Source organism: Hallella seregens ATCC 51272, assembly GCF_000518545.1.
Lineage (GTDB): Bacteria > Bacteroidota > Bacteroidia > Bacteroidales > Bacteroidaceae > Prevotella > Prevotella seregens.
Genome location: NZ_KI912454.1, coordinates 22,748 through 42,305, shown reverse-complemented (window position 1 = coordinate 42,305; position 19,558 = coordinate 22,748). Strand labels below are relative to the sequence as shown.

The window sequence follows — 19,558 nt, the reverse complement described above, 5'->3', positions numbered from 1 at the left end:
AGCATCCCCCTACTCTTCAGGCTTCATGTTCGTATAGACATTCTGTACGTCGTCAAATTCTTCAAGTCGCTCCACCATCTTGTCAATAGTCTCGCGCTGCTCGGGGGTAACGTCTTTTAGGTCGTTCGGGATGCGCGTGAATTCTGCACTGGTAATTTCAAAGCCGTTTTCTTCCAGATATTTCTGGATGTCACCAAAGCTGGTCGGCAATCCATAGATAGTAACTTCTCCCTCTTCCTCATCCATATCGTATTCATCGTCCACTCCGAAATCAATCAGTTCAAGAATCAGATCGTCCATCTCTACACCTTGTTTCATCTTGAACGTGAATACGCAACGGTGGTCAAAAAGGAAACTCAGCGAACCTTGGTTGCCCAAGTTTCCACTGTATTTGTTGAATACAGAACGCACATCAGCTACGGTACGGGTGGTGTTGTCGGTCAAAGTGTCCACAAACACGGCTATACCATGAGGGCCATATCCCTCGTAGGTCACTTCTTTATAGTCGCTCGTGTCCTTGCCCTGGGCATTCTTGATGGCACGTTCTATATTGTCCTTCGGCATGTTTTCACGCTTACAGGTGGCAATAAGAGCGCGCAATGTAGGATTGTTTTCAGGTTCAGGGCCACCGGTTTTCACCGCAATGGCAATCTGTTTACCCAGTTTTGTAAATGTGCGGGCCATATGCCCCCATCTCTTCATCTTTGTAGCTTTACGATACTCAAATGCTCTTCCCATAGGAATTAATACTTATGTTGTTTATTGGTTCTATAACTTCTACTCCCCTATCGGAGCTCTGCACCGAGCTTCGTCGTGAGATTTTTAATCAATTTTTGCATGATGGCATCAATTTGCTTGTCGTCCAGTGTTTTCCCATCATCTTCCAAAATAAAGTTTACGGCATAACTCTTTTTTCCGGCTGGAAGATTCTTTCCTTGATACACATCGAAGAGTTCCACACGCTTCAAGTTTTTCTTTTCTATTTGGCGTGCAATATTCTCTATCTGAGCAAATTCAACACTATTATCTACCAACAAGGCCAAGTCTCGGCTCACCGAGGGATACTTGTTCAGCTCATGAAACTCTACCTCGTTTTTCTTGATGGCTTTCAGCATGCCAGCCCAATTGATTTCTGTATAATATACGTCATTATCAATCCCCATCCCGTGCAAAACTTTTTTTGAGAGCTTACCATAGTCGGCCAATACTTTGCCATTATGCGACTTCAAAGTCTGTCCATAGGAAAAGACATTGTTTTCACTGGCCACAATCGTAGTAGTCTTCTCATTCACCCCAGCTCTGCGCATAATGTTCTCCACATATGCTTTCAACTCATAAAAAGTCATCTCTTCATCAGGATGTGCCCATGAACCTTCCACGCGTTTGCCGGTAAGCCAAAGACCCACGTGGTATTCCTGTGAATAAGCTTTGATGGATTCATCGTGGTCATCCTTGGCTGCATCATAGGTATAAACATTACCCACCTCGAAGAATCTCAAATTGGTGCGCTTGCGATTGATGTTCCTCGACAGCGATTCCAACCCACCAAAGAGCAGGGTCTGTCGCATCACCCCCAAATCTGCACTCAACGGATTCATCACCTTGACAGTTGATGCCCAAGGATAAGTGTTATGCTCGTCTTTATCATAGTATGACGACTTGGTGAGCGAGTTGTTAAGTATCTCGTTGAAGCCACAGCCAACAAGTTGCTCGCCAATGATGTTCTCCAGACGATATTGCTTGTCCTGTTCGCTCTCGACCGTCAATGACGATTTAAGCTGTACCGGAATCTCTACATTATTATATCCATAAATGCGCAGAATATCCTCCACGACGTCACACGGGCGTTGCACGTCCACACGAAAAGCAGGGACAAGCAAGGACAAACCATCCGGGGTCTCCTCTTCTACTTTCATCTCCAAGCTCTCGGCAATGCGCTTGATAGTGTCGTGACCTATTTGCTTGCCAATCAATCGGTCGCAGTACTCATATTTAAGTTTCACCTCGAAGTCTGGCATAGGGTCAGGGTAGACATCTTTGATTTGCATTGAAACCTTGCCACCAGCCAGCTCCTTACAGAGGATAGCCGCCTGTTTCAAGGCGTAGACCTGACCATTGGGGTCTACCCCTCTCTCAAAACGGAAACTGGAATCCGTGCTCAGACCATGACGACGGGCACTCTTGCGAATCCATGTAGGATGGAAGTAGGCGCTCTCCAACACCACGTTTCGAGTGGTCTCGTACGTGCCGGAGCCTTTACCGCCAAAGATGCCGGCAATACACATGGGCTCCTCTGCGTTGCAAATGCTCAGGTCATGTTCCCCAAGCGTGTGCACGTCGCCGTCCAGAGTAATAAACTTGGTTCCCTCGGGCTGTGTACGCACCACGATTTTGTGGCCGGTAACCATATCGGCATCAAAACAGTGCATGGGTTGACCATAGGCCATCATGATATAGTTAGTAATGTCTACTATATTGTTAATAGGCCGTAACCCTATAACAGTCAGTCTGTCTTTCAACCATTGTGGGCTCTCCTTGACCTCGCAGTCAGTTATACTTAGACAGGCATAGCGTTTGCAGGCTTGTTGGTTCTCTATCTCCACCTCAATGGGAAGTTTGTTGTTGTCCACAGCAAACGGAGTGCAATCGGGACGATGCAGTGTCGTTTTGTATCCACGCTGCACCAGCCAAGCGTAAAGGTCGCGGGCCACACCATAGTGACTCAGCGCATCGGCACGGTTGGCCGTAATATCAATATCCATCACCCAATCGCTCTCCAAATGATAGTATTCAGCAGCCGGCATGCCAACCTGGGCATCTTTAGGTAGTACAATGATACCATGATGATCGGTACCCATCCCGATTTCATCCTCGGCGCAAATCATGCCATAGCTGTCTACACCGCGTAGCTTTGACTTTTTGATAGTGAATTCTTGATCGCCATCATAAAGCACACAGCCCAAATCAGCTACGATTACTTTTTGGCCGGCAGCAACATTGGGGGCACCACATACAATTTGCTGTGGCGTATCCTTACCCAAGTCTACGGTGGTAATATGCAGATGGTCGCTGTTTGGATGTGTCTCGCAGGTGAGCACCTGACCTACAAAGAGTCCCTTCAGTCCGCCTTTTACAGCCTGTACCTCTTCCAAAGCACCTACTTCAAGCCCCGTAGAGGTTAGAGCATCTGCGGTCTCTTGAGGAGTCAGGTCAAAGTCGACATATTCTTTCAGCCATTGATATGAAATCTTCATGCTATTTTGATTTTATTTCTATCGATTAAACAGCGCAAAATTACTAAAAAATTACGACTCATCCAAGCACAGTCCTACATTTCTTATTTCTCTCCCTTTAAAACCGGCAGTGATATATGATACTTGATAGCCATAAAACGGATAACAACAATCATCAGAAATGTGAATACAACAGTAACCGCCACGTTTACGCCGGACTCCATCATCAGCCAGTAGAGCAAGCCTCCTGCAATACTCGCCATGGCATAAATCTCTTTTTGGAAGATGACGGGAGTCTTGTTGAGTAGCATGTCACGAATGATACCACCAGCTACACCTGTGATACAGCCCATAGTGATGGCTACCCAGAAAGGATGACCACAAGATAACGTTTTCTGGATACCAGCAATAGTGAAGAGGGCCAGTCCCAGCGTGTCAAATGCAAGCCAAGCGTTGTCCAGTTTTTTTAGTGATCTGGAAAATACAATGACGATGGTCTGTGCCAATAATGTACAGACGATATAGAGAGGCGAGGTCATCCAGAAAGGTGTCACGCCCAGCATCACGTCGCGCAGCGTACCTCCCCCTATGGCCACGGCAATTCCACAAACGAACCCTCCAAACCAATCATAGTGTTTGGCTGCCGCATGGCGAATACCAGAAATGGCAAAGGCCAACGTACCCAGAATTTCAATAATTTCTTGAAGTACATGCACAAAAGCTATATCTGCGTATAACATCTATACTCTGTTTTGTGCATGTCCTTCCATGAAAGCCTGTACGTTTTGGGTGGCTATATCTACCAGACGCATACGTGCTTCCTTGGAAGCCCAAGCAATATGAGGGGTAAAGTAGGCATGTGGATGGCGCAAAAGCGGATTGTTTTTCGAGGGAGGTTCCAGTGTCATTACATCGGCACCATATCCCAGCAGTTGGCCACTTTCCAGTGCTTCTGCCACAGCCTTTTCGTCAACAAGTTGACCTCGTCCCGTATTTATCAGTATGGCACCGGGCTTCATCCGCTTCAGCCTGTCGGCATTGATGAGTTTGTTGGTTTCCGGTGTGAGCGGACAGTGTAAAGAAAGAAAGTCCGACACACTCAGTAATCCTTCAAGCGTGGTCTTCTGTATACCGTCGGGCAGCATGGAGGTCTCTTTCGACGTGAGTGCAAACACATCCATTCCGAAGTTACGTGCGATGGTGGCCACGCGCATGCCAATATGTCCCAGACCCACTATACCGAAAGTCTTGCCTGTCAGCTCACCTATAGGCGTGTCCCAATAGCAGAAGTCTTGGTGGGCACTCCACTTCCCCATCCTTACTTCATCGGCATAGTGCCCCACTTGGTTGGTGATGTTCAAAATATGTGCAAAGGTCATCTGTACCACACTGTCGGTACTATAAGCCGGTATGTTCGACACAACAATACCATGTTCGTGGGCATAGTCCACGTCCACAACATTATAGCCCGTAGCCAGTACACCAATATATTTCAGTTTAGGAAGCTGGGCCATGATTTCGCAGGTGATTTTTACTTTATTCAGCAGAACTATTTCGGCATTGGCAGCCCGCACCACCACTTCTGTTGCTGCAGTGCGGGAATAAACAGTGAGATGCCCTAAGGCCTCCATCTCTTTCCAAGAGAGGTCACCAGGATTGGCGGTATAACCGTCGAGTATTACGATATTCATGTTTGTATATCTTTATGGTTGTGCCTCTTCTTTCAAAGGGCATTTTTCTGTATCAGCATAACGGCTGCCCCAGCAAGCCGCCATACGTTGGTAAAGTTTTTCTTCAGCATTGCTGTGCTGGGCATACCAGAAACGCTGTCCAGACATTTCATTGGGCAAATATTGTTGCGCTGTGAAATTCCCGGGATAATCGTGCGGATATTTGTAGCCATCGTGATAGCCCAAGTCAGCCATTAGTTTGGTCGGTGCATTTCGCAGATGCAGCGGCACAGGCAGATTACCAGTCTTTCGCACTACAGAAAGTGCCGTGTCGATGCCCAAGTAGGCAGAGTTGCTCTTAGGGCTGGTGGCCAAGTAAACGGTGGCCTCAGCCAAAGGAATGCGGCCTTCGGGCCAGCCAATCTTCATCACGGCGTCAAAGGCGGCGTTGGCCAGTAACAGAGCATTGGGATTGGCCAGGCCAATGTCTTCTGCCGCACTGATGACGATACGGCGGGCAATAAATTGCGGGTCTTCTCCGCCCTCTATCATTCGTGCCATCCAATAGAGTGCAGCATCGGGATCTGAACCTCTGATGCTCTTGATGAAAGCCGAGATGATGTCGTAATGCATTTCGCCGTCTTTGTCATAAGCCAAAGGATTTCGTTGCAGCCGTTCTTCCACCAACCGGTCGGCGATTACTACAGGGCCGTTCCCTGACGATTCTACCATCAGTTCCAGTATGTTGAGTAGCTTACGGGCATCTCCTCCACTATATCTCAGAATGGCAGCCGTCTCCTTAAGCTGAATATCACGCTCTTTCAACATGCGATCTTCTGTAATAGCCCTATGGAGAATTTTCTCCAAATCTTCCTTGTCCAACGACTTGAGCACATAGAGTTGGCAACGCGAGAGCAATGGCCTAATGACTTCGAACGAGGGGTTCTCCGTTGTGGCACCAATGAGTGTCACCACCCCTCTTTCCACAGCCCCAAGCAGGGAATCCTGCTGTGATTTGGAGAAGCGATGAATCTCATCGATGAAGAGAATGGGTGATTCTGCATTGAAGAACCGGCCCTGCTTGGCGCGCTCTATCACTTCGCGCACGTCTTTCACTCCACTGGTCACGGCACTCAGCGTATAGAAAGGAACTTTCAGCTGTGAGGCAATGATTTGGGCCAATGTGGTCTTGCCCACACCAGGAGGCCCCCACAAGATGAAAGAGGAAATATGTCCCGACTCCACCATCTTGCGTAGCACTGCATCCTTGCCCACAAGGTGTTCCTGTCCCACATAGTCGTCCAGTGTCCGCGGGCGCAATCTTTCTGCTAATGGTTCACTCATATACCTGCAAAATTAGAAAAAAGACGCGAAAGACACAAGAATGGTAGTTGTTTTTTAGCAGACAAACATTTTAAGTCCTTTGATAGTTAGGGAATAAGTAATAAGAATGGATATTGCGAGGTTATGATGATTGATTTCCCATTCGTGCCTATCTTCAATGATTTCGAGCAGTATGGGGCGTTCCTTGGCATCAAGAGGGACAAGGAACAGGTCGTCGAGGATGAGCAGCTGACAACGCTCAATCTTCTTGAATTCTGTCTCAAGCGTCCCTTTGACTTTGGCCACTTTCAGTGCCCCGAGCAGTTTTGGGGCATTGGCATAGAAAGTGCGGATTCCCCTTTTACCCTACCTTGTGCCCCAGTACGCAGGCCAGATAGCTTTTCTCCATGAAGAACCGGTAACGAAAAGGTTCTGCCATTTATGCACAAAATCAAGGGTGGCGAGGCGTTCCATCTGGTTGCGCTCCAGCCCCCGGTTCGTGGCATAGTCTATATCTTCAAGATAGGCCTTGTAACGGAATGCCGCATTCCTGGTAAGCCGTGCTATGGCAGCCTGGGCACGATAATCCCCATTCCCGTGCAAGGATGGCGTACACGGGAGGATAGACAGCGCAGTCATAATGTCCGGAAAAAGCGAGGAAATCATCGTTGATAACAGGCTCATTTCGGTCACTACGGGTAACGGCAGCCTTGAGATTGTGGGGAACAATAACTTCCGGGACCTCCTTCAAAATACAGCATGGCATTCTCACACCCCTTGATCAGATCTTCCTTGCGTTGAGACCATACGGCCTCGTAGTAAGTATAATGACTGAACGGCAAGATGGCAACGAACACCTCTGCTTTCTTCGTCTCTCCTGTCATTTCATCAGTAACCTCGAGCCTGTCATCGGCAAAATCAACATACATCTGGTCTGCGGCATAGTGCTCGACATGGCCGACGACCTTGATGTGGAACTTGTACTGGCGGACTGCCCGCTTGAAGGAAGACAGCTGAAGACCGTCAGGATATTCAGCATGATACTCCTTAAACAGTTTTCTGACACTCATCCCTTTGCGTGTCAGGCGGGATACATATCCGGGAAGCAAAGCCTCCAACTCAATCCTTCTGGGAGAGGGCTCCCTATGCCGGGCTTCCGAACAGCCGAAAATCATCCTTCCCGTACGCCTCTGCAGACAAACCCCGTCCTCAGAACAATAAAAAAGAAATAAAAGTTCTTTGCCAGTTCAGAAATATTAAATAACTTCACACCTATCAAAAAAACGGTCGAGGAATAGGGAGAATGCCTGTTCCAGCTTTTCTTCCCCTGCCATTGCAACTTTAAATCAACCAAAAAGGGATACTACATCAGCATTGATAATGAGAAGCGAAGCCACTATAGCCTCAAGGAATTATCCAGACGTAACATTCAGGCTACGCATTGGTGATGCCGTCCGACGGCACACAATGGCTCCCAGCCTGGCAGGTAGAAGAGATTCGTACAATCTTATCCGGCGAGGAACCCTCTGAAAACAAGGAACACAGATAGACGCCGTCCCTTTCGTCGAGACCACACCCATAGCTTCGTCTGCACCGCCGGCATCAGACATAAAACACAACCAGGAACGAGCTTATTGACAATGCATTCCGAAGCATCAGCAATGCCTTTGCCGGCAAGGTCTTCAAAGCTGTCGTCGACAACCTTGTAACCGTTGACAACTACGTTGTCTGTTCACTGGGGAAAGTACATTATAATGACAAGGACTATATCGTATCCTTAGGACTCTTTAGGGCATATCTTCACCGTTGACGAAGACGACCTGCAGAAGGCCGCGGAGCAGTATTACAAGAAGTCGGAGATAAACGTGAAAGAACAGCTCAGGCAAAAAGCACAGAAAATGTTGCAGGAGAATGTCGTCGATCCCGCTACGACAGCCATTGAGGGAATACTGGGAGGAGTACTGGACGGACAGTTGGACGGCATTGGATTAGGGGCGAACCACAGAAGTAAAGTCGAAGATAAACATTCATCAGCCGACTCTATTTAAGTCTACCCAAAAGTCGGCCAGGCATGAGGAAAGGCAGAGCCTGACGGCTGAAGTACATTGATTTCCCTAACCATTTTAGCGAGATAATTGAAAAAACGGGGATAAATGTTCGTTTATTCAGGACAAATATGTATATTTGCAACGTAATTCTAAATAGGTTTTAAAGATGAAAATATTATTATTGATGGGGATAATGGCAATATCAGTTATTACTGGCTTTTCCCAGAACACTACCACAGTCAACAACCTGAAAGAGCAGCAGAAAGTGCTCAATTTGACAGCAAAGTTGAATAAACTTCAGCTTGACTACGAGAAAGAGAAAGCTACTTACAATGCCCTCAGCGTCAAGGCTGCCAACGTCAACGCCGATGCAAACTCTGCCACGACAGATTTCACGGCATCCGATCCCTCAACCACTATAAAGCAGGCAAAGGATACGGTAAAGAAACTTGAGGAGACAAAATCCGTCAACAAGAAACTTGCCAAGAGTCAGAAGAATATGAGCAAGATGGAAAAGAAGATTGCCAAGCTCCAGACTCAGATTGATAAATTGAACAAAAGAGTCCAAATCATTGACAAATAACATCTTGTGACAATCATGTTCAAGTAGGAGGATGGACAAGCTCGTCTGCCCTCCTCTATTATGTCTACAGACAGGCGGGAGTGCCTGTCCGTAATGTTAAGGATATACTTTCCAAGAAGACAAAAGACAATGATAAATAAATTACTTTTTTCCCTATTATCGGTAGTTTTATTCCATCTTCCCACCTATTCACAGATGCTCTTTTCAGAGAACATGACGATGGACATAGACAGTACGAAAACCATACAGGGATCGCTGCAGCCTGTATTGGACTTCAAGACGGAAAAGGAAAACGTACTCACACTCAAGAACATAGCAAATCTCAACCTGCTGATCAAACACAAACGTGTCGTTAACCTGATCAACAAACTAGAGTTCTCCACCTATGGCAAGAAAGTTACGGTAAGCGGGGGCTACGTACACGTTGAATACCGCTATCTGTTAAGTCGTGCCTTTGAGATTTATCCTTATGCGGAGTCACAGTGGGCCGAGAGCCGCGGCATGAAGTACAAGATTTCCACCGGACTACAGTCACGCTACAGGCTGGTAAACAAAGAGAAGTTTCTCATGTTTGCCGCTATCGGGCTGTTCTATGAGTTTGAAAAGTGGGAAGACCCCTCTCCTGCCCCGGCTCGGCTTCACGCTTATAGCCGCAGCATAAAGACTCATCTGTCCGTCAGTTGTAAGTACCATCTGGGTGACCATTGGGAGCTGACAACCACAGCCATCCATCAGACAAAACCCGACAGCTACTTCAAGGCGGCACGCTTCGGAGGTGCTGTAGACCTGAAATATAACATAACACCGAAAATTGGCATCAATGGTGCCTACCGTCTCATCTATGATACAGACCCTATCGTCCCTATAAGGAAGACTTATACTACGGTAGAGGCTGGGCTTAACATCGCTTTCTAAACAGCTGCCTTGCAGCATATTCCTGGCATAAGTATCCAGACGAGAGACGGAAAGTCCACATACAATAAGGCTTGGCTACATCTGGAAAATCCAGTGTAAGATGCCCCCTAAACCCAAAATGATTCTACCCCCTGAAAATATTCAATAATGCCCCCTCAAAAAGTCTTGACCGATGGGGTTATTATTATTTTAGTTTATTTCCCTCTGTATGCCGCCATCTTCCGGACACTTTCTCCGGTTAACTCAATTCGGTGAGCCGTATGTATAATACGATCCATTATGGCATCTGCCACGGTAGGTTCCCCGATTGCGTCATACCAATTATCCGTCGGCAGTTGCGAGGTAATGATGATAGACTTACGTCCATGCCGGTCCTCTATTATATCAAGCAGGATAGGATGTTCCTTGGCGTCAAGGTTCACAAGGAATAGATCATCCAATATGAGCAGTGTGCTCCGTTCGATTCTCTTGAGTTCCGATTCCAGTGTGCCTTTTAATTTTGCCACTTTCGACACGTTTGCCTATATACTCTTTCGGTACACTGTAATGGTGAAGCTGGAAGGTGACTCCACCAAGGCCTTGTCTTTTGGATGACGTACCCGTGCGGGATATGCGGTACATCCATAGTGTTCGGCAAATGCTGTAAACTCCTCGTTGATTACAGGCTCGTTGCGGTCGCTACGGGTCACGGCGGCCTTGAGGTGAGGTTGTCAGGTACTATCGCCATCGGAACCCCGCCGTAAAGATGAAGGGCGTTCTCACACGCCCTGATCAGGTCCTGCCTTGACTGGGACCAGACCGCCTCGCAGTAGGTATAGTGGCTGCATGGAAGTATGGCCACGAACACTTCAACGCTGCGGCATTCGCCGTTTTCACTGTCAACTACCTCAAGTTTATCGCCGGCAAAGTCGATGTACATCTAGTCTCCGGCATAATGCTCGACATGCCCTATAACATGCGTTACCATGCGGTAGCGCATGAGATAGTTGCCGAAACTGGCATGTCTGTATCCGTTAGGATGTGTTTCGCGGTACTCTTCGTACAAGGTTTTCACTGTTACACCCCGGCGACTAAGTCGGGCGGCATACGCAGGAAGAAGTGCCTCAAGCTCAAGTTGGCGTTGTGACGGAACCCTGTTGCGGCCAACACACTCGGAGAACATCTCCTGGATGCGGGCGGAAGGCATGGCTGCCAGTTCCTTTATCGGTATGCCACACTCTTGAAACAGGCGCACATATCTGCGCACCGTGTTGCGGGACAGCTCAAAGCTCCTGCTTATCTGCTTTATCCCCATCCCCAATGCGTAACACTGGAGAATGTTTGCTATCTTTGTTGTCATAGTAGAAATGATTTTATCCCACCGGTCAAGACGGGTATCAAATCTACGAAAAAATCCCCTGCCGGACATTGTCTGACAGGGGCATTTTTATATTGGAATCAATGGGCAGGATTATTTTGGCACAAGGGGATAGAATCGCTTGGTTTTAGGGGGCATCTTACATTGGATTTTCCAGCCGTGTTCCTCACCCTTAATCTTACTCCTGTGGCCTACATTGTCAGCGAGGCGGCTGCAGCTGCTTCCATGCACATCGTCAAGGCCATTACTTATGGCAGGTTCAATCTGATGAGTTGGAGCATCTTCCTCAACGGCCTTTTTATCGGCTGTGCCATGATGGTCGGCAACTTCATCGCATTGCTCTTATCCGCTATGCCCACAAGAAACGCTATCAACGTATTGTCGCTGGCATCATGATCGCCGTGTCGATTTGGCTTATTATTACGGTATAAGAAAAGATTAAGCCAACATTTTAAGTTATCGAAGTATGGATTCTCCTCTTCATTTAGAACCTAACTTTTAGCCTGTCGTATACTTTTCTTGCAAAATATAAGGCAATTCTTCATGGATTAGGGAATAATTTGGTATATTTGCACAGATATTAAAATTAGATTTCAATTATGGAATTTACCGCAAAGCAAATTGCCCTATTTATCCAAGGAAAGGTAGAAGGCGATGAGAATGTAAGTGTCCACACTTTTGCGAAAATAGAAGAAAGCACTCCCGGAGCCATTTCTTTTTTGGCAGACCCCAAATATCTCCATTATATTTATGACTCAAAATCGTCGATCATTTTGGTCGATGAGAACCTGACGATTGACCGCCCGGTATCAGCCACATTAATTCGCGTGAAGAATGCCCGCGACTGTGTAGCAAGGTTGCTTCAGCTCTACGAATCAACCAAGCCCAAGAAAACAGGCATTGATCCGCTGGCCTACGTGTCGCCCCAAGCCAAGGTGCCCGAGAATGTGTATATCGGTGCCTTTGCTTATATTGCGGAGGGAGCAGAGATTGGCGAGGGATGCCAGATTTATCCCCATGTTACAATTGGTGAGAATGTCACCATAGGAAGCAACTGCATCGTCTACCCCAACGTTACCATCTACCATGACTGTCGCATTGGTAATAATGTTATTCTGCATGCAGGGGCTGTCATTGGTGCTGACGGGTTCGGGTTTGCACCCAACGGCGACAGTTACGACAAGATTCCCCAGATTGGTATTGTAACCATCGAAGACGATGTGGAGATTGGAGCCAACAGCTGTGTGGACCGTGCCACAATGGGTTCCACCTATATCAGGAAAGGTGTGAAACTCGACAATTTGGTGCAGATCGCCCACAATACCGACATTGGCCAGAATACGGTGATGTCAGCACAGGTAGGCATTGCCGGCTCCACAAAAGTGGGACAGTGGTGTATGTTTGGTGGACAAGTTGGCGTATCCGGTCATATTACCATCGGTGACCGTGTCATGCTCGGAGCCCAGTCGGGTGCGCCCGGCTCCATTAAAGGCAATCAAATGCTCATTGGCACCCCCCCCATGCCCAAGCTGACCTATTTCAAGAGTCAGGCCATCTTGCGAAAACTGCCAGACATGTACAAGCAGCTGAACGCATTACAAAAAGAGGTAGAAAAATTTAGGAAGAATAAATAGATAAGAAGAATATGGATACCGCTAAACAAAAGACACTGGGAGGGAGTTTCTCTCTCTTTGGCAAGGGACTGCATACAGGTTTAAGCCTTACGGTAACTTTCAATCCGGCACCTGAAAATACAGGCTACAAAATACAGCGTATAGACCTTGACGGGCAGCCCATCGTTGAAGCCGTTGCCGAAAACGTGACCGATACCCAGCGTGGTACTGTACTACAGAAAGGCAACGCACGCATTTCTACCGTAGAGCATGGGCTTTCTGCACTCTATGCACTGGGGATTGACAACTGTCTCATCCAGGTCAACGGCCCCGAATTTCCTATTCTTGACGGTTCTGCAGCCCTTTATGTTGAGCATATCCGCGAAGTGGGCATCGTTGATCAGAATGCCCCCAAGGACTATTATATCATTCGCAAGAAAATCGAAATCAAGGACGAGGACACAGGCTCCTGCATCACCATTCTCCCCGACCAGGACTTCTCTATTACGGCCATGTGCTCATTCCAGTCGAAATTCATCAGCAGCCAGTTTGCCACGCTCGACAACGTGGACAGCTATGCCGAGGAAATAGCTCCGGCACGCACCTTTGTCTTTGTACGCGATATTGTGCCTTTGCTGGAGGCCAATCTCATCAAAGGAGGCGACTTGGACAATGCCATCGTCATCTATGAGCGGCAAGTGGAGCAAAACAAGCTCGACAAACTGGCCGACCTGCTCAAGGTTCCCCACATGGATGCGACCAAGATTGGCTATATCCAGCACAAACCGCTCATGTGGGACAATGAGTGCACACGCCACAAGCTGCTGGATGTGATTGGTGACATGGCCTTGATTGGCAAACCCATCAAGGGTCGTATCGTGGCTACGCGCCCCGGACACACCATCAACAACAAGTTCGCCCGTCTCATGCGTAAGGAGATTCGGAAACACGAGGTGCAGGCCCCCATCTACGATGCCAACGAGGAACCACTGATGGACAATATCCACATCCGCCAGCTCCTGCCCCACCGCTACCCGATGCAGCTCGTTGACAAGATTGTGGCCATGGGAGCTACAAGTATTGTGGGTGTAAAGAATGTCACAGCCAACGAACCTTTCTTCCAGGGCCATTTCCCCGATGAGCCCATCATGCCAGGCGTACTTCAAATTGAGGCTATGGCCCAGTGTGGAGGCCTGTTGGTGCTTAGCCAACTGGAAGAACCTGAGAAATGGTCCACCTATTTCTTGAAAATAGACGATGTCAAGTTCCGTCACAAGGTGGTTCCCGGCGACACCCTGCTTTTCCGCGTAGAGTTGCTTCAGCCCGTCCGCCACGGCATCAGTTCCATGAAAGGTTACATGTTTGTGGGCGATCACGTCGTATCCGAGGCCACCTTTACCGCTCAAATCATCAAGAACAAATAGACAATCATGAATCAGATAAGTCCTTTAGCCTTTGTGCATCCCGAGGCCAAGCTGGGTGAGAACAATGTCATCGGCCCTTTCTGCTATATTGACCGCAACACCGTCATCGGCGACAACAACGTCTTTCAGAATAGTGTAACGATTAATTTCGGTGCCCGTATCGGCAACGGCAACGAGGTGTTCCCCGGTGCCAGCCTGTCTACCAAGCCACAGGATCTGAAGTTCAAGGGCGAGGAAACTCTGTGCGAGATTGGCGACAACAACAGCATCCGCGAGAATGTGACCATTTCTCGTGGCACAGCCTCCAAAGGAACGACCAAGGTAGGCAGCAACAATCTTCTCATGGAGAACATGCACGTGGCCCACGACTGTGTGCTGGGCAACCATCTCATCATCGGTAATTCCACCAAATTTGCCGGCGAAGTAACTGTCGACGATAATGCCATCATCAGTGCCGAGGTGCTCTGCCATCAGTTCTGCAAGATAGGCAGCTACGTGATGATTCAGGGCGGCAGCCGGTTCAGTCAGGACATCCCACCCTACATCATCGCCGGCAAGGAACCCATTCGCTATGCTGGCATCAATCTGGTAGGACTGCGCCGCCGTGGCTTCAGCAACGATCTGATTCAGCTCATCCACGAGGCTTACCGTCTGCTTTACAGCAAAGGAGTGCTTGCCGAAGGCATCGAAGAGATTCAGAAGAATCTCCAGCTCATACCAGAGATTCAATATATCATTGATTTTGTTTCCTCCTCCAAACGCGGTATCATCCGATAAGGTATACTGCACAGACTTTCGGTACACGCAGAGGATACCCACTGCATGAAAACACTCATCGTTGTTCTCGGTCCCACAGGTGTAGGAAAAACGGAGCTGTGTCTTCGCATAGCCGAACACTATGGAACGCCCATCATCAATGCCGACTCCCGACAAATCTTTGCCGAACTCCCCATTGGTACGGCAGCCCCCACCCCAGAGCAACAACAGCGTGTCAGGCACTATTTTGTAGGCAACCATCATCTCGACGACTATTACAATGCTGCGCTCTTTGAACAAGATGTGCTCTCGCTGCTCGACCGATTATTCAGTGGACAGGCCGACGGAACGCCCCATGACATTGCCATCATGACTGGTGGAAGCATGATGTACATTGATGCCGTATGCAATGGCATCGACGATATTCCCACTGTCAACGACGAGACGCGTGCCATCATGAAGCGGCGTCTCCAGCAAGAAGGGTTGCCAGCCTTGGCCGCCGAACTCCAACGGCTCGACCCGGAACACTGGGCCATCGTCGACCTGCAGAATCCGCGACGCGTCGTTCATGCACTGGAGATCTGCCACATGACCGGCAAGCCCTACTCTTCCTTTCGCACCAACAGCCACAAGCAACGGCCTTTCCGCATCATCAAAATCGGACTCACGCGTCCCCGCGAAGAGCTTTACGAACGCATCAACCAGCGTGTCGTCCAAATGATGGCCGACGGGCTCGAGCAGGAGGCACGCACCGTCTATCCCCTTCAGGGGCTCAATGCCCTGAACACAGTGGGCTATAAAGAGCTGTTTGCCTATTTCGACGGGAAGATTCCCCGGGAAGAGGCCATCCGTCAAATCCAGTCCAATACACGCAGGTATATGCGCAAGCAAATGACATGGTTCAAGAAAGACGAGACCACCATCTGGCTGCCTCCCGACAATGTTGAATATATCTTAAAAACAATTGACGCAGCCATTTCATGACCACACTTTTTTGTACTTTTGTACAGGAGAAACAGCCACTGTGACATGGCATCTGCATGATAAACCAATTAGAACGAGATACAACGATTATGAGAAAGATAAAAACATTCGCCGCCTGGGTGTGGCGTAAAGGACGCAACTTCTGGCCATGGTACAAGGGTTTGTATCGCGGACGGGCGTGGTACACCAAGACACTTGTCGGCATCACGTCGTGTATTATTGTCTTCATCCTCTATCTGGGTGCTGTAGACATCAACTTTTTATGGCTCTTCGGCCGCAGCCCCGGCTATTTCTCGGGCATTATGGATCCGCAGACCAGCCAAGCCTCTGAGATTTACAGTGCCGACGGACAGCTCATTGGCAAATACTTCAATGAGAACCGCACGCCCGTCAAGTACGACGAGGTGGCCCCTGCATTCTTCAAGGCCCTCATCGACACTGAGGACGAGCGCTACTACCAGCGGCCGCGCGGCATGGCCGTGGATTTCGTGGGCATCCTGGGTGCCATGAAGGATGCCGTGCTCCGTCATGACGGGCGTGGCGCCTCGACCATCACGCAGCAGCTGGCCAAGAACATGTTCCGCGTGCGCTCCCAGTATTCCACCGGTCTGCTGGGCAAAATCCCGGGGCTGAAGATTCTCATCGTCAAGAGCAAGGAGTGGATTATCGCCACCAAGCTGGAGACTGTGTTCGACAAGAAAGAAATCATCACGATGTATGCCAACACCGTGGACTTCGGCTCCAACGCCTACGGCATCAAGACTGCGGCCAAGACCTATTTCGACACGACTCCCAAAGACCTCACCACCGAGGAGGCTGCCGTGCTCGTTGGCATGCTCAAGGCCACCACGCTCTACAATCCCAGGACCAACCCCGAGAACAGCAAGTCACGCCGCAACACCGTGCTGGCCAACATGCGGGCCCATGGCGACCTCTCGCGTGAGGCGTGCGACTCCTTGCAGCAACTTCCCATCCAACTCAAGTTCAAGATGGAGGAGAACTACGACGGTCAGGCCATGTATTTCCGCCAGGCCGTTGCCGACTACCTGAAACCTTGGTGCGAAGAAAACGGTTACGACCTCTACAGCGCAGGTCTCAAGATATACACCACCATCGACACCCGCATGCAGAAGTATGCCGAGGAGGCCGCCATGAAACAGATGAAGCTGGTGCAGCAGAACTTCAACAATCACTGGAGCATCTACCGCACGCAGGACACCAACTGGCTGCGCCAAGAGCCTTGGCGTGACGAGAACGGCAAGCCCATCCCCGGTTTCATCGACAAGATTGCCGAGCGGCAGCCTTTCTACAAGGCCCTTCAGGAGCGGTTCCCCAACAATCCCGACTCCGTGCGCTATTATTACAAGGAGTGGAAACACCCGGTGAAGGTGTTCGACTACAGCAAGGGCACCATCACCAAAAACCTCACTTCCGAAGATTCCATCAAGTACATGGTTACATTCATGCACTGCGGCATGGTGGCCATGGAGCCGCAGACCGGTGCCGTGAAGGCATGGGTGGGCGACATTGACTTCAAGGCTTGGAAGTACGACAAGGTGACGGCCGAACGCCAACCCGGCTCCACGTTCAAGCTCTTTGTCTACACCGAGGCCATGAACCAGGGCCTCACGCCCTGCGACAAGCGTCGCGACGAGTATATCTCCATGCAGGTGTTCGACAAGAAGAAAAACGAAATGACCACCTGGACCCCCGGCAATGCCAACGGCTCTTTCTCCGGCGACTCCATGCCGCTCAAGAGTGCCTTTGCCAAGAGTATCAACTCTGTGGCCGTTCGTCTGGGGCAGGAAATGGGCATCAAGCGCATCATTGCCACGGCCAAGGCCATGGGCATCAAGAGCCCGCTCGACGACGCCCCCTCGCTGGCCCTTGGTTCAAGCGACGTCACCCTGCTGGAAATGACCAATGCCTATTGCACCGTGGCCGACAACGGCATGCACCACGACCCCGTGCTCGTCACCCGCATTGTCGACAAGGACGGCCACGAAGTCTTCAACAGCAACAGCCGGGGCGAGCAGGTCATCCCCTACAAGAGTGCTTTCCTCATGCAGCAGCTGCTCCAGGGCGGCATGCGCGAGCCCGGCGGCACGAGCCAGAGCCTCTGGGGCTACGTGGGCAAATATCGCGACACTGAATTTGGCGGCAAGACCGGCACCTCCAACAACCACTCCGATGCCTGGTTCATGTGCGTGTCGCCCAATCTGGTGGCCGGTGCCTGGGTGGGCGGCGAATACCGCAGCATTCATTTCCGCACGGGCGCACTGGGGCAGGGATCGCGCACAGCACTTCCCATCACGGGCTACTTCATGCAGGCCGTGCTGGCCGACCCGGCGTTCAAGAAGTATCACGGCAAGTTCAAGAAGCCCGACGACGCCGGCATCACACCGGACATGTATATGTGCCAGAGCTACTATCCCCCCGTCCACAACGATAGCATACACAGCGACAGCACTATCGTCTCCGACCAAGAGATCTTCCTCGACGAGAATGGCAACCCCATAGAGGGTAAGACCACCGCCGCGCCGACGCAGGAGCCGAAAGAGAGCAAAGGCACGGACGGCAAGACCGAAAAGCGTCGCCGCTCTACCGAGGAGGTGAACTTCGACGACCTGTAACCCCTTGGCCAGACGTCATGAACAAGCCACGGGCGGACGTGCCCTTGCACGTCCGCCTGTTTCATATTCATACCATCGCAGCCCTGCCGGCACCGGACGGTTGCCCCAAAGAGAAAGCCTTGCCCCATCCCCCAAGAAGGAAATGAGGCAAGGCTTTCCTTTTTTGCATGAGGGCGGGCTGTCCCCTACCCCTCGACAAGCAGACTCAGGCCTGCTTCGAGGCACAGTCGTGGCAGACGCCCTTGTAGTAGAGCTGAATCTCGTCGACAATGTTTCCCTCTATCTTGCGGGGGCCGCTCAGGTGAGGGACATCCTCGTCGAGGAGGTCGAACACCCGGCCACAATTGCGGCAATAGAAATGCACGTGCGGATGAACGTCGCCATCATAGCACACCCGATGTTCGTCGATGGTAATCATCTGGGCGGCATTGTGCTCAGAAAACAGCCGCAAGCTGTTATACACCGTGGTGCGGCTCAGCGTGCGAATCTCCTTGACGATACCCTGATAAACGTCTTCCACCGTGGGATGCGTGTGGTGTGTGAGCAAATAGTCCATGATGGCGATGCGCTGCATCGACGGGCGGAGCCCGCAGTCCACCAGTCTGTCGTATGCTTCCTGCTTCATTTTTCTTGTCTTAACTTGTTATCTTGTAGTGTTTACAACTACGGTGCAAAGATACGGAATATCCTGTTATTTCGCAAGCGAACAAGTACTTTTTTACACTCTTTATGGTATGGGGGGCGCCGCGCCGAACGGTCTTGCAAGGGTTCGGAGGAAAGTGTGGTTCCGTTTGTCCCGAACGCCCGATGGGGATGGAGGCGGAGGAACGGCCTGACGGGCGTGCGGGCCGGCACGGAGGCCAGCCCCTACGGAAATACCATGAAAGGAAAGGTCGGGAGACTTTCGTGGGGCCCACGAAACGCCAAAGGAATAGCCGGGAAGCCTTCGTGGGGCCCACGAAACGACAAAGGAATGGCCGGGAAGCCTTCGTGGGGCCCACGAAACGCCAAAGGAATGG

General features: G+C 50.0%; 16 protein-coding genes and 4 pseudogenes. 10 read left to right on the top strand and 10 right to left on the bottom strand.

Translation table 11 applies throughout. The features are described from left to right. Window positions 1-9 precede the first annotated feature (9 nt). From L888_RS0113140 to L888_RS13805, 7 genes and pseudogenes are all read right to left on the bottom strand, one after another. A complete protein-coding gene (locus tag L888_RS0113140; RefSeq protein WP_005843577.1) occupies window positions 10-738 on the bottom strand; it encodes a YebC/PmpR family DNA-binding transcriptional regulator in 729 nt (242 codons plus the stop codon). 47 nt (window positions 739-785) lie between these two features. Continuing rightward, window positions 786-3,254, bottom strand: a complete 2,469-nt coding sequence (gene pheT, locus L888_RS0113135) for a phenylalanine--tRNA ligase subunit beta (protein ID WP_027953227.1) — start codon at window positions 3,252-3,254, stop codon at window positions 786-788. An 83-nt stretch (window positions 3,255-3,337) separates the two neighbouring features. Beyond that, the gene (locus tag L888_RS0113130; protein WP_005843573.1) at window positions 3,338-3,973 is read right to left on the bottom strand and encodes a trimeric intracellular cation channel family protein; all 636 of its coding nucleotides are present in this window, start codon (window positions 3,971-3,973) and stop codon (window positions 3,338-3,340) included. Then, a complete protein-coding gene (locus L888_RS0113125; RefSeq protein ID WP_027953226.1) occupies window positions 3,974-4,924 on the bottom strand; it encodes a D-2-hydroxyacid dehydrogenase in 951 nt (316 codons plus the stop codon). Window positions 4,925-4,936: 12 nt separating this feature from the next. Further along, window positions 4,937-6,247 (bottom strand): replication-associated recombination protein A, encoded by a 1,311-nt coding sequence (locus tag L888_RS0113120; protein WP_027953225.1) that lies wholly within the window; start codon window positions 6,245-6,247, stop codon window positions 4,937-4,939. Window positions 6,248-6,301: 54 nt separating this feature from the next. Further along, window positions 6,302-6,829, bottom strand: a pseudogene (locus tag L888_RS13810) (ATP-binding protein). Then, window positions 6,829-7,398: pseudogene (locus tag L888_RS13805) on the bottom strand (IS21 family transposase); the annotation flags it as partial. The pseudogenes L888_RS13810 and L888_RS13805, both read right to left, overlap by 1 nt. 693 nt (window positions 7,399-8,091) lie before the next feature. On the opposite strand from L888_RS13805, the gene L888_RS14985 reads away from it, so the two are divergent. From L888_RS14985 to L888_RS0113095, 3 genes are all read left to right on the top strand, one after another. Beyond that, window positions 8,092-8,274, top strand: a complete 183-nt coding sequence (locus L888_RS14985) for a hypothetical protein (protein ID WP_027953224.1) — start codon at window positions 8,092-8,094, stop codon at window positions 8,272-8,274. Between the two features lie 166 nt (window positions 8,275-8,440). After that, window positions 8,441-8,857, top strand: coding sequence for a hypothetical protein (locus tag L888_RS0113100; protein ID WP_027953223.1), 417 nt, complete (start codon window positions 8,441-8,443; stop codon window positions 8,855-8,857). Between the two features lie 129 nt (window positions 8,858-8,986). Next, the gene (locus L888_RS0113095; RefSeq protein ID WP_027953222.1) at window positions 8,987-9,772 is read left to right on the top strand and encodes a DUF481 domain-containing protein; all 786 of its coding nucleotides are present in this window, start codon (window positions 8,987-8,989) and stop codon (window positions 9,770-9,772) included. Window positions 9,773-9,966: 194 nt separating this feature from the next. Here the strand turns inward: L888_RS0113095 and L888_RS13795 are convergent. Then, a pseudogene (locus tag L888_RS13795) lies at window positions 9,967-10,281 on the bottom strand (ATP-binding protein); the annotation flags it as partial. Here L888_RS13795 and L888_RS14735 point away from each other — a divergent pair. After that, window positions 10,214-10,366: a hypothetical protein gene (locus L888_RS14735; RefSeq protein WP_169732681.1), complete on the top strand. Its 153-nt coding sequence runs from the start codon at window positions 10,214-10,216 to the stop codon at window positions 10,364-10,366. The pseudogene L888_RS13795 and the gene L888_RS14735 sit on opposite strands and share 68 nt — an antisense overlap. Here L888_RS14735 and istA read toward each other — a convergent pair. Then, a pseudogene (gene istA, locus L888_RS14600) lies at window positions 10,336-11,111 on the bottom strand (IS21 family transposase); the annotation flags it as partial. The gene L888_RS14735 and the pseudogene istA sit on opposite strands and share 31 nt — an antisense overlap. Window positions 11,112-11,273: 162 nt before the next feature. On the opposite strand from istA, the gene L888_RS0113080 reads away from it, so the two are divergent. The 6 genes from L888_RS0113080 to L888_RS0113055 all read left to right on the top strand — a co-directional run bounded on the left by L888_RS0113080 (window position 11,274) and on the right by L888_RS0113055 (window position 18,539). After that, entirely contained in the window at window positions 11,274-11,525 is a 252-nt protein-coding gene (locus tag L888_RS0113080) for a hypothetical protein (RefSeq protein WP_156925016.1), read from the top strand. A 203-nt stretch (window positions 11,526-11,728) separates the two neighbouring features. Next, window positions 11,729-12,763: a UDP-3-O-(3-hydroxymyristoyl)glucosamine N-acyltransferase gene (gene lpxD, locus L888_RS0113075; protein ID WP_005843552.1), complete on the top strand. Its 1,035-nt coding sequence runs from the start codon at window positions 11,729-11,731 to the stop codon at window positions 12,761-12,763. 11 nt (window positions 12,764-12,774) lie between these two features. Continuing rightward, complete coding sequence (locus L888_RS0113070) at window positions 12,775-14,166, top strand: bifunctional UDP-3-O-[3-hydroxymyristoyl] N-acetylglucosamine deacetylase/3-hydroxyacyl-ACP dehydratase (RefSeq protein WP_005843550.1); 1,392 nt, start codon at window positions 12,775-12,777, stop codon at window positions 14,164-14,166. A 6-nt stretch (window positions 14,167-14,172) separates the two neighbouring features. Continuing rightward, entirely contained in the window at window positions 14,173-14,943 is a 771-nt protein-coding gene (gene lpxA, locus L888_RS0113065; protein WP_005843548.1) for an acyl-ACP--UDP-N-acetylglucosamine O-acyltransferase, read from the top strand. A 45-nt stretch (window positions 14,944-14,988) separates the two neighbouring features. Next, entirely contained in the window at window positions 14,989-15,906 is a 918-nt protein-coding gene (gene miaA, locus L888_RS0113060) for a tRNA (adenosine(37)-N6)-dimethylallyltransferase MiaA (RefSeq protein ID WP_027953221.1), read from the top strand. Between the two features lie 89 nt (window positions 15,907-15,995). Further along, entirely contained in the window at window positions 15,996-18,539 is a 2,544-nt protein-coding gene (locus L888_RS0113055; RefSeq protein ID WP_027953220.1) for a transglycosylase domain-containing protein, read from the top strand. A gap of 205 nt (window positions 18,540-18,744) precedes the next feature. Here L888_RS0113055 and L888_RS0113050 read toward each other — a convergent pair whose 3' ends face one another. Then, a complete protein-coding gene (locus L888_RS0113050; RefSeq protein ID WP_027953219.1) occupies window positions 18,745-19,164 on the bottom strand; it encodes a Fur family transcriptional regulator in 420 nt (139 codons plus the stop codon). Window positions 19,165-19,558 lie beyond the last annotated feature (394 nt).